This is a genomic window from Hoeflea sp. AS16, from assembly GCF_038900095.1.
GTDB lineage: Bacteria > Pseudomonadota > Alphaproteobacteria > Rhizobiales > Rhizobiaceae > Hoeflea.
This window is the reverse complement of sequence record NZ_JBBMQQ010000010.1, coordinates 16,373-28,038: the sequence shown is the minus strand read 5'-3', so window position 1 is coordinate 28,038 and position 11,666 is coordinate 16,373. Positions and strand designations below refer to the sequence as shown.

The window sequence follows — 11,666 nt, the reverse complement described above, 5'->3', positions numbered from 1 at the left end:
AGCCTCGTCCGGCGGGCACACTTGCACTGTGCTGACAGTGCCGCCTTGGCAGTCTGCGTGTCGGCCCTTTATCAGCTGAGCGTCGCACCCTATGTAAGGCGGATGATCCAGCCTCGCTCTGACAGAGACTGATAATGGCAATCCTCGGGATAATCGGCCTGCTGGTGGTGCTTGCCGCCATCTATGGCCCGCAATACTGGGTCGGCCACACCATGCGCCGCCACAGCGCCGAGCGGCCGGATTTTCCCGGCACAGGCGGTGAAATGGCGCAACATCTGATCGAGCGTCTCGAGCTGAAAGGTGTCGGTGTCGAAGCCACCGATGCCGGCGATCACTACGATCCGGGTTCGCGCACGGTGCGCCTGTCGCAAGCCAACTTCAATGGCGCCAGCCTGACTGCCGTGGCAGTGGCAGCCCACGAGGTCGGCCACGCGCTGCAGCATCATCGTGGCGAACGCGGACTGGCGCTCAGGCAATCGCTGGCCGGTCTCACCATGATGACAGACCGGATCGCCTCGATCTTCTTCATCGCTGCACCCGTGCTGGCGATCGTGCTGCGCGCGCCGGTGGCGCTTCTGGGCATGGCGGTCATCGGCATCGGGCTGTTGGGCATTCGCGTTGTCGTGCATCTGGTGACGCTGCCGGTCGAATATGATGCGAGCTTCAACAAGGCGCTGCCGATCCTGCGCGAGGGCGGCTATCTTGGTGACGAGGATCTGGCAGGCGCCCGCAGCGTACTGAAAGCCGCGGCGTTCACCTATGTCGCAGCCGCCCTGGCGGGTCTGCTCAATCTCGCGCGGTGGATCAGGTTCTTGCGCTGAGGTCCTCTTGAATTTCCGGTGCGGTGATGCATCTGGTATGATCCAGACATCACAAAACCACCAACCAGAACGATGCCGAGGGAGATTGCCATGACGACCAGACGCACCTTTATTGTTGGCGCCGCCGCTGTCGGAGCCGTCACGCTGCTGCCATCGCTTGGCCTTGCGGCCGCGCATGCAGCGAGCTTCAACCTCATGGACGGCAAAATCGCCATCCATCCGGTCGAGCACGCCTCCTTTGTCATGGAGACCCCCGCAGGAACTCTCTATGTCGATCCGGTTGGTGAGGCCAGCCTGTACGAGGGGCTACCCAAGCCGGACCTGATCCTGATCACCCACCGCCATGGCGATCACTACAATGCCGAGCTTCTGGCGGCCCTTGCCGATGCGCCGATCCTGACCAATGCCGATGTCAAAGGCATGATGCCTGAGGCTCTGCAGGCACGCACCGATGTCATCGCCCCGGGCGGCAGCACCGAGAAGATGGGCATCGCAATTGCGGCCATCGCGGCCTACAACACCTCCGCCGACAGGCAGGATTTTCACCCGAAGGACCGCGGCGATCTCGGCTTTGTGCTGACCATCGACGGGACCCGCGTCTATATCTCCGGCGACACCGAAGGGACGCCGGAGATGCGGGCGCTCGAAAATATCGACCTGGCTTTCGTGTGCATGAACCTGCCGTTCACAATGGACGCCGAACAGGCAGCCGATGCGGTGGCCGAATTCGCGCCAGCCATGGCTATTCCCTACCATTATCGTGGCCGTGACGGCGGTACGCAGGATCCGCAGGTGTTTGCAAAGATGCTGAGCGAGGCCGGCAGCTCGACCGAAGTCAAGCTGCACGACTGGTACAATGGCGGGCTGGGCTAAGGCTTCAGACACTCCTACGGCTTAACCGTAACTTGCCGGGTCCATGCTGTCAGCGTGGACCCGGTTTGTGTCTGGGGACAGCAAGTCCGGTGGACGAAATTCCACACTGCCGATTTGCATCTCCCGCGTGGGCAGGTAGAAGGAGCCCTGCCGGTCAGGACTTTAGCCTGACCCGCCCATTGTCCCCGAAGGAACGCCCTTGAACGCCCCTGATCGCATTGAAGAACTGTTGAGCGCCACCAAAGATGCCTTCGCGAGCGGGGCGCTGGTGCAGCTCAAGCTCGGCGGCTATCACGGTGACGAGCCGGAGCTGAAGGCGGTGCTGGTCAAGAAGATCACCACCAAGGCAGGCGAGAAATACTCCTTCACCTGGCGCTACAAGACCCGTGACACGATCAAGAATTACAGCCAGTCCGAAGCGCTGGCGCTGCTGCGCGAGGGCCTCAAGGACGCGTTCCGCAGCGCGCAACTGGCGACCACAGACTTCGACATGCTGTTCGAGCGCAACGGCGAAAAGATGCGGCTCAAGCGCACCGATGTCGAGGGCCGCGAAGTGCCGTCGACCGATCACAACCGGGCCAAGAATCGGCCCTTGACCGAAACCGACAAGCCTTGGCTCAAGGCGTTGGGGCTTGCCGGCAAGAACGGTGCGATACGCCACGACGCCCAGGATAAATTCCGTCAGATCAACAAGATGGTGGAGATTTTTGCCCCATTGATTCAAGTGATCAAGGCCGAGCGTCCGCTGATCGTCGATATGGGCGCGGGCAAGGGCTATCTCGATTTTGCGCTCTATGACTATCTCGCCACGGTCGCAGAGCGCCCGGTCCGCATTGTCGGTGTCGAGATGCGCGAGCAACTGGTAGCTGACGGCAATGCGACGGCCAAGGCGTCAGGATTTGCGGGCCTGAGTTTCCAGTCCGGCACCATCATGGAATTCGACGCCACGGGAGCTGACGCAGTAATCGCACTGCATGCGTGCGACACGGCCACCGATGACGCGATCTTCAGGGGCATCAGTGCCGGCGCCGCGCTGATTGCGGTGGCGCCGTGTTGCCACAAGCAGATCCGCCGGCAGATGGAAGCGGGGCAGGCCGACGCGCGGCTTGAGCCGCTGCTGCGTCACGGCATCTTCGTCGAGCGTCAGGCCGAAATGGTCACCGATACGCTGAGGGCATTGTTGCTCGAGCTCAACGGCTACAAGACCAAGGTGTTCGAATTCGTCTCCGATGCGCACACGCCAAAGAACAATCTGATCGTTGCGGAAAAGGACGGCCGCGCGGGACGCGACCGCGAGGCGGTGCTCAAACAGATCACCGACATCAAGACCTTGTTCGGGATCGAACAGCATTATCTCGAAGGTCTGCTCGGTTTGTAGGGCAGCGGCCTTTTCAGGCTGATGTTGCAGTGTAATTAAGGGGCGCCGGCAGGGCCGAAAGCCGAATCGGCGTGAGGAAAACTGCGCTCTGCTGGGGCTTTGCATTCTGGATGGCCCGAAAAAAGACCAGAACTTGTCTTTCCTCGCCGGGCCGCAGGCGTTTAAATTTCGAGCGCGGCGGCTGACAAAGACAACGGAAGGACGGTTTGATGGCTTTGCATGCACACTTCACCCGGACAGGCACGGCGGGACTCCGCCTGGCGCTGGCCGTGGTTTCAGTCGTCGCCGTGGCAGGCGCGGTGTCGGCGCATGAGGCCACCAGCCTCGACATCACCGATGCGATTTTTGCCAGCCGCAACGCCGATTGTGCGAGTTACGAAAACCGCTATTCCTCGGATGTCACCGACACCCAGCAAAACCGGAAGCTCAAGGGTGCGGTTCACGTGACGGCCCAGAAGGACCATTGCGTGCTGGAATCGAACTCTATTCCGAACCACGACACGGGTGAGGGCAGTGCGCGGAATTTCGTTGCGCCGGTGACCGAGATTTCGGGCACGTTTAAGATCCCGCGCAATCCCAAGCCGCAGAAATCCGCCACGGCGCTCGATCAGCGCAGCTATGATGCGATCCTGCTCAACGGGGTGGTTGTCGATATCCTGTCGGCGGGCTGCTACCGTCCAAACGGCAGACGCGTCGACAAGAACGGCAATGTGGCGATCGGCTGCCGGAGCAACGACAAATGGCTGCTGGATCCGCTGGGACCGGGCGCTAATTTCGCTGCTGACAAGCACAATGCCCACACCCAGCCCAACGGCCAGTACCATTACCACGGCAACCCGATGGCACTATTCGATGACAACCCGGGCACCGAGGGATCACCGGTGATCGGTTTCGCCGCCGACGGGTTTCCGATTTACGGCAGTTACTTCAAGGACAGTTCCGGCAAGGTCCGCAAGGCGAGATCCGGCTACAGCCTCAAGCCAGGCAAGCGGCCTTCGTCAAAGAACGATCCGGGCGGGGTGTATGACGGAATGTATATCGATGATTTCGAGTTCACCGGCGCGGGCGATCTCGATGCCTGCAACGGCATGGTGGTCAACGGCCAGTATGCCTATTACGTCACCGACAGCTATCCCTGGGTGATCAAGTGCTTCACCGGCAAGCCGGACGGGTCGTTCGCCAAGAAGCGGCGCTGAGCGCGACCCTGCCGCGGTCAAATGGATTGCCTCGCCGGTCAGAAAACTGCCGGCGAGGCAATTCGATCAGTCTGATTTCTTCAGCAAGTCACCGATGGCGTTGACGGCATTGCCGACGTCGTCGATGGTTTTCTTCATTTTCTCGGCTTCCAGTTCGGCTTCGGTCTTCGGCCGCGCGGCTTCCTCGGCTGCAGCCTTGGCTGCGGCCGCCTTTTCCGCGGCCATTGCGGCCTCGTCTTCAGCCACGCGCTCGGCGGTTGCTTCAGCGGCCTTCTTCTCGGCCTCGATTTCGGCGCGAACCTTTTCCTCGGCCTCCAGCTTGATGCGGGCTTCACGTTCGGCCTGAATGCGCAGGGCTTCGTCGGCTTGAAGTTTCTCGAAGTTGTCGTTTTCAAGCAAGGCCTTGGCTTTGGCCTTGATCTCTGCCTCGGTTTTGGCCGCTTTTGCGGCGGCGTCTTCGGCTGCTTTGGCGGCGGCGGCTTCCGCGGCCTTCTTCTCGGCTTCCATCTCGGCGCGGACCTTTTCCTCGGCTTCGAGCTTGATCCGGGCTTCGCGTTCGGCCTTGGCCTTCAACTCGGCTTCTGCCTGGGCTTCCGCTTCGAGCCTGGCTTTTTCCGCGGCCTCGGCGGCCTTTTGCGTGTCGGCTTCAGTGACTGCGGGCTGAACCGGATCCGCGGTCTTGGCCGCGTCCTTTTCCTCGTCGCTGCAGGCAGCGAGAACGAGTGCGAGAGATGTTACGGCCAATAGTCTGCGGATCATGTCTTGTTCCTCATGCGGTCTGGTTGTGCCGGCGGGTGCCGCCGGCCATGCTTGTTTGCTGGTGCTGTCGAACACACCGGGCCTGAATTTACGGTTAACGGCGCGTTAATGCCGGGTTCAGCAGAGGTGTGGTCCGGCTTTTATCCGGCCCGCTCGAGTGCTGCTTTCAGCGAGTCGTCGGAATAGGGCTTGGTCAGCAGCACCGCATCCTCGTCGGCGCCGTGGGGCAACTGGCTTTCGCCGGTGGCAAAGACAATGCCGACACCGGGTTTGAGCCGCCGTATTTCCTTGGCCAGTTCGCCACCCTTCATGTCGGGCAGGCCGACATCGGTGAGCAGGATATTGAAATCCTGCTCGGAAGCCGCCTTCAGCGCTTCCGTGGCGGTACCGGCCTCGATGACTGAATGGCCCAGATCCTCGAGCATGTCGGCGGTGTTGATGCGGATCAGGGCTTCGTCCTCGACCAGCAGCACGGTGAGCTTGCCGCTCCCGGGCGTGGCGGTTTGCGGCTCGGGCGCGGTGATCGTTTCAGGCGTGGTCCTGGCGGGCGCGGGCCGGGATTTCTGTTGCTGATTGGCGAGGAGGTGGCGGATGCGGCCATCCAGCGCTTCGCGTGTGTAGGGCTTGGAGAGCAGTTCGACGCCGGGGTCGAGCTTGCCGCCATGGACGATGGAGTTCTCGGTGTAGCCGGAGGTGAACAGCACCACCAGATCGGGGTTGCTGGCCTTGGCGAGCTTTGCCATCTCCGGGCTTTTGAGCGTGCCGGGCATGACCACGTCGGTAAACAGCACATCCACCGGGACGCCGCTTTCAATCACCGCGAGGCCACTTTGGGCATCACGTGCGGTCAAGACACGGTAGCCAAGGTCCGTCAGGGTTGCGACCACTGTGGCGCGGACATCGTCATCGTCCTCGACCACGAGGATGGTCTCGGTGCCGCCCCTGGCCGGGCCGGAAGGGGCGAGCGCTTCGTGTTCTTCCTCGCCAAGCGCCCGGGGCAGGTAAAGCTTGACCGTGGTGCCCTGGCCCGGCTCGCTGTAAATCTTGATGTGGCCGCCGGACTGCTTGACGAAGCCGTAGACCATTGACAGTCCCAGGCCCGTGCCCTTGCCCTCCGGCTTGGTGGAGAAGAACGGCTCGAACACCTGCTCGAGCGTGTCCTCGTCCATGCCTGAACCGGTGTCGGTGACTGCGAGCAGCACATAATTGCCGCTGCTGACGTCATCGAGGCCGGCGGTATAGGTGTCGTCGAGCCGGGCGTTGGAGGCCTCGATCGTCAGCTTGCCGGCGCCTTCCATGGCGTCACGGGCATTGATGGCGAGGTTGAGCACGGCGTTCTCGATCTGGGTCGGATCAGCCAGCGTGTTCCAGAGCCCGTCTGCGATGATGACCTCGATATCGACGGTCTCGCCGATGGAGCGGCGCAGGAGGTCATCCATGCCGCCGACGAAACGGCCGACATTGATCACCTTCGGCTCAAGCGGCTGACGCCGGCTGAAGGCCAGCAGCTGGCTTGCCAGCTTGGCGCCGCGATCGACGCCCGCGAGCGCATTCTTGACCCGGGTTTCGGCACGCTCATTGCCGGCCACATCCTTGGCCAGCAGTTGCAGATTGCCGGCCACGACCTGAAGCAGATTGTTGAAATCATGGGCGACACCGCCGGTCAGCTTGCCGATGGTCTCCATCTTCTGGGACTGCTGCAGCGCCTTTTGCGATTGCACAAGCTCCTCGGTGCGCTCGTCGATGCGGTCTTCCAGCGTGGCGTTGAGTTCGGCCAGCGCCGCCTCGTTGAGCTTGGCGTGCTCGATATCGGTGTTGCTTCCGACCCAGCGGCGGACGTCACCCTTTTCGTTCCTGACCGGCGTGGCGCGGACCACGTGCCAGCGGTACTGGCCGTCATGGCGGCGGATGCGGAATTCGACCTGGTAGACGTCGCCGGTTTCCACCGCCGTCGCCCAGGCAGCGGCCGCAGCCGGGAAATCTTCCGGGTGAACGATGGTGGCCCAGCCGTCGCCCTTCAGCCGTTCGGCGGTTTCGCCGCTGTAGGCCAGCACCCGGTCGTTGAGCCACTCGATCCTGCCGTCCGGGGTGGCGGTCCAGATGTGGTTGAGCATGGATTGCGACAGCGAGCGGAACTCTTCCTCGCTGGCCTTGAGCGACAGTTCGGCCTTTTTGCTGTTGGTCACATCGGTGAACAGGACGGCGACATTGTCCGAGCCGGGGCCATCGATCGGGAAGGCCTGGACCTGGAACCAGCGGTCATCGAGTTCGCTGGCCGGGTTTTCGAAGTTGGTCGCCTTGCCGGTGCGTGCCACATCGCCGTAGAGATCGAACCAGTACTGCTCATGCCCGCTGGCGATATCCCGGCGCATCCACTTGCCAATCGGCTCCTCGATGCCGGTGTGGCGGGTGAAGGTCTTGTTGGCTTCGAGGAATTCATAGTCGACCGGATTTCCGGCCTCGTCCCAGATCATGCGGATGACGCAAAAGCCTGAATCAAGATTTTCGAACAGGTTGCGGTACCGCTCCCTCTGCGCCTGTGCCTCCATCTCGGCCTTCCGGCGGGCGGTGACATCAAACAGCACGCCGGGGAAGCGGTCGGGTTTGCCGTCCGTGCCCTTGACCAGCTTTCCCTGGGCCAGGACATGGGAGACTGATCCATCGGGCCGCTTCACGCGGTACTCGGTGCTGTAGGCACCGCCGGTCTCGATGGTACGGACAATTTCGTCTGCGACCCGCGCGCGGTCATCCTCATGGATGCGGTTGACGAATTCCTCCAGCGGCAGGCCGCTTTCGGTCTGCTCCGGGTTGAGGCCGAAGCTGTCGGCGAAGCGGCCATCGGTGAAGATCATGTCTTCGGAGACGTCCCAGTTCCAGGCGCCGATGACATCGGCATTGGTCATGGTCAGGTCGAGCCGCTCAAGCAGATGCTTGGTTTGCGAGCTGCGCAGCGCCACGACCCGGCCGTTGTCGGGCGTGGGCACAGAGACGGAATCGAGATCGACCGGGCCTTCGGAACCGATGAAGAAGCCGCGCTCGTCATAAATGTCGCTATAGGGGTGGCCGACGATTTTCTCGGCCTTCCAGCCCAGCAACCGCTCGGCACCTTCGCTCCAGCCGGTAATGACGGCGTCGGAATCGAGAAAAATAAGGGGGGCTGAAAGTGTGGTGTCCATAAGGTCTTTTTCGCCGAAAAAAGGGCTGCGTGTTCAAAATATCCAAGGGTCCACACAGCTGCCGCGTTGGCAGGTTTTGTATCATATCCGGGCGGGAAGCCTAGATGCATATTTCGGGAGGCTGGTTTGTGTTTGACAGGTGGCGGCTGCTTGCGGCGGGATTGTGGTGATCACGTGACGAACGTTGCGATCGCTCATGCCGAATCGGCGCAGCAGCAGCAAGAACGCGTCGTGTCTGCTGCGCTTTCGAGCTGTGGGAGCTTTCCCTGCTGACATCCCCTGTCAGCATGAGCCACTTCCGTTCTCCTTTTGCCCCGCGGGCCTCTTTCTTTCGCCATCGACTCTGCCCATATTGCAGCCATGGCAAAAACCCCCGCAAAATCCTCCCGTCCCGATGGTTCCGAGTTCGATGGTTTCGAGGAAGCGCCGCAGCCGTCGCTTGAGGGCGCGCCGGTATCCGCGTCCGGATCGATCGCCGACTGGGCCGCCGACCTGGCCAAGGAAGCCGAGCTTGACGCGGTCAAGGCGCGGCGCAAGGCGGAAAACCGCGAGATCCGTTCGGCTGCCGGCAAGCACCGGCTGAAGGCCGGCAAGCTCAGTGTCGAAGAAGCCGCAGCGCTGCCGCCGAAAGGCAAGGCCGCTGGCAAGGCTGGCGGCAAATCCACCGGCAAGGACGGGGGAAAGAAAACCGCGCGCGGCACCTCGATCGGCGCCAGCAACAATCCGCGCGACCGTGCTGCCGCCGGGCTCAATGCCGTGGCCGGTCTCGACATGTCGGTGGAGGAGGCGGAAGCCTCGGGCGCAACCAGCGCCAACACCGCAACCGTTCAGGCGCTGTCGGATCTGATCGAAAGCGGCAACCCGCTGTTCAAGAACGGCAAGACCTGGGTGCCGCACCGTCCGGCGCGGCCGGAGAAATCCGAGGGCGGGGTGCCGATCCGCATGGTCACCGAATACAAGCCCGCCGGCGACCAGCCCACCGCGATTGCCGATCTTGTCGCCGGGGCGAACGAGAACGAGCGCAACCAGGTGCTTCTGGGCGTCACCGGCTCGGGCAAGACCTTCACCATGGCCAAGGTGATCGAGGAGACCCAGCGTCCCGCCGTCATCCTGGCGCCGAACAAGACGCTTGCCGCGCAGCTCTATTCCGAGTTCAAGAATTTCTTCCCCGACAACGCGGTCGAGTATTTCGTCTCCTACTACGATTACTACCAGCCCGAGGCTTACGTTCCGCGCACCGACACCTTCATCGAGAAGGAGTCGACCATCAACGAGCAGATCGACCGGATGCGGCACTCGGCCACCCGGGCGCTGATGGAGCGTGACGACGTCATCATCGTCGCCTCGGTGTCGTGCATCTACGGTATCGGTTCGGTGGAAACCTACACCGCCATGACCTTCCAGATGCAGGTCGGCGACCGCATCGACCAGCGGCAATTGCTGGCCGACCTGGTGGCGCAGCAATACAAGCGCCGCGACATGGATTTCCAGCGCGGCTCGTTCCGGGTGCGCGGCGACACGATCGAGCTGTTCCCGGCCCACCTTGAGGATGCGGCCTGGCGGATCACGCTGTTCGGCGACGAGATCGAAAGCATCGCCGAGTTCGACCCGCTCACCGGCCAGAAGACCGGCGATCTGCAATCGGTCAAGATCTACGCCAACTCGCACTATGTCACGCCGCGGCCGACGCTGAACCAGGCGACAAAACACATCCGCGAGGAGCTCAAGCATCGCCTCGCGGAACTCGAAGCCTCGGGCCGGCTGATCGAGGCGCAGCGGCTGGAGCAGCGCACAAGGTTCGACCTGGAAATGCTAGAGGCCACCGGCGTCTGCCAGGGCATCGAGAACTATTCGCGCTATCTCACCGGCCGTGCGCCGGGTGAACCGCCTCCGACGCTGTTCGAATACATTCCCGACAACGCGCTTCTGTTCATCGACGAGAGCCATGTCTCGATCCCGCAGATCGGCGGCATGTACCGGGGCGACTTCCGCCGCAAGGCGACGCTGGCCGAATATGGCTTCCGGCTGCCGTCGTGCCTCGACAACCGGCCGCTGCGGTTCGAGGAATGGGACGCGATGCGGCCCGCGACCATCGCCGTCTCGGCCACCCCGGGCAACTGGGAGATGGAAGCCGCCGGCGGCGTCTTTGCCGAACAGGTGATCCGTCCCACCGGGCTGATCGACCCGCCGGTCGAGGTGCGTCCGGCGCGTGCGCAGGTCGACGACGTGCTGGGCGAAATCCGCGCCACGGCCGAGGCCGGCTACCGCACGCTGTGCACGGTGCTGACCAAGCGGATGGCCGAGGACCTGACCGAGTATCTGCACGAGCAGGGGGTGCGGGTGCGCTACATGCACTCCGACATCGACACGCTGGAGCGGATCGAGATCATCCGCGACCTGCGGCTTGGCGCTTTCGACGTTCTGGTCGGCATCAACCTGTTGCGCGAGGGGCTCGACATTCCCGAATGCGGACTGGTGGCGATCCTCGACGCCGACAAGGAAGGTTTCCTGCGCTCCGAGACCTCGCTGATCCAGACCATCGGCCGCGCTGCGCGCAATGTCGACGGCAAGGTCATCCTCTATGCCGACAAGATCACCGGCTCGATGGAACGGGCGATGGAGGAAACCTCGCGCCGCCGCGCCAAGCAGGCCGCCTACAACGCCGAACACGGCATCACGCCGGAATCGGTCAAGGCGCACATCTCCGACATTCTCGAATCTGTCTACGAGCGCGACCATGTCCGCGCCTCGATCTCCGCGCCCGGCGGCAAGGGCCAGGCGGTGGACGAGGGCGCGCTTGTCGGCGCCAATCTCAAGGCGCATCTGGAAGCTCTGGAAAAGCAGATGCGCGACGCCGCCGCCGACCTCGATTTCGAAACCGCCGCGCGCCTGCGCGACGAGGTCAAGCGGCTCAAGGCGGTCGAGCTCGACATGATGGACGACCCGATGGCGCGCAATGCCGGCATCGAGAACACCAAGGCCAGCCGCAAGGCTACCGCCACCGGCAAGCCCATGCGCGGCCCCTCCAAGGAGCCCAATCCCGACATCATGCGCAACCGGGAATCGTCCTATTTTCGCAAGAACGATCTCGACGAGATGACCGTCGGTCGCACCGAAAAACCGGTGCCCGGCAAACTGCCGTCAAAGCCCGACGACCCGATCGTCAAGCGCGGCAAGGTCGGCGCGGGAAGCTACGAGGATCCGGCGGAAGCCGCGCGGCAGAAACGCCGGCCTGGCAAGACGGGGCGTCCGGGGCGGTAGGGAAGGCAATTGGGATGCTGATATCGCTTGCGATGCCCACGGCACCCGATCTCCCCCCTTGCGGGGGAGATGCCCGACAGGGCAGAGGGGGGTAATCTCTCCCCCAGCGCCAGCCTCACGTTCACCCCCCTCTGTCACCTACGGGGAGATTGCTTAAGCGCCTAAATCTCGCCAGGCCCCCTCACCAACAAAATCTGAGGTT

The 11,666-nt window shown here is 62.8% G+C and carries 7 protein-coding genes; 5 read left to right on the top strand and 2 right to left on the bottom strand.

All coding sequences use genetic code 11. The features are described from left to right. Nucleotides 1-134: 134 nt before the first annotated feature. From WNY80_RS19335 to WNY80_RS19320, 4 genes are all read left to right on the top strand, one after another. Nucleotides 135-821 (top strand): zinc metallopeptidase, encoded by a 687-nt coding sequence (locus WNY80_RS19335; RefSeq protein ID WP_342889044.1) that lies wholly within the window; start codon nt 135-137, stop codon nt 819-821. Between the two features lie 90 nt (nt 822-911). After that, the gene (locus tag WNY80_RS19330) at nt 912-1,694 is read left to right on the top strand and encodes an MBL fold metallo-hydrolase (RefSeq protein ID WP_342889043.1); all 783 of its coding nucleotides are present in this window, start codon (nt 912-914) and stop codon (nt 1,692-1,694) included. Nucleotides 1,695-1,893: 199 nt separating this feature from the next. Further along, on the top strand, nt 1,894-3,072 hold the full coding sequence (locus tag WNY80_RS19325; protein ID WP_342889042.1) for an SAM-dependent methyltransferase: 1,179 nt from the start codon (nt 1,894-1,896) through the stop codon (nt 3,070-3,072). Between the two features lie 209 nt (nt 3,073-3,281). Continuing rightward, nucleotides 3,282-4,268: a YHYH protein gene (locus tag WNY80_RS19320; protein WP_342889041.1), complete on the top strand. Its 987-nt coding sequence runs from the start codon at nt 3,282-3,284 to the stop codon at nt 4,266-4,268. Nucleotides 4,269-4,334: 66 nt separating this feature from the next. Here WNY80_RS19320 and WNY80_RS19315 read toward each other — a convergent pair whose 3' ends face one another. Together WNY80_RS19315 and WNY80_RS19310 are read right to left on the bottom strand one after the other, a co-directional pair. Beyond that, nucleotides 4,335-5,027, bottom strand: a complete 693-nt coding sequence (locus WNY80_RS19315) for a hypothetical protein (protein ID WP_342889040.1) — start codon at nt 5,025-5,027, stop codon at nt 4,335-4,337. A gap of 140 nt (nt 5,028-5,167) precedes the next feature. Next, the gene (locus WNY80_RS19310) at nt 5,168-8,203 is read right to left on the bottom strand and encodes a PAS domain-containing protein (RefSeq protein WP_342889039.1); all 3,036 of its coding nucleotides are present in this window, start codon (nt 8,201-8,203) and stop codon (nt 5,168-5,170) included. A 360-nt stretch (nt 8,204-8,563) separates the two neighbouring features. On the opposite strand from WNY80_RS19310, the gene uvrB reads away from it, so the two are divergent. Continuing rightward, nucleotides 8,564-11,464, top strand: a complete 2,901-nt coding sequence (uvrB, locus tag WNY80_RS19305) for an excinuclease ABC subunit UvrB (RefSeq protein ID WP_342889038.1) — start codon at nt 8,564-8,566, stop codon at nt 11,462-11,464. Nucleotides 11,465-11,666: the final 202 nt, after the last annotated feature.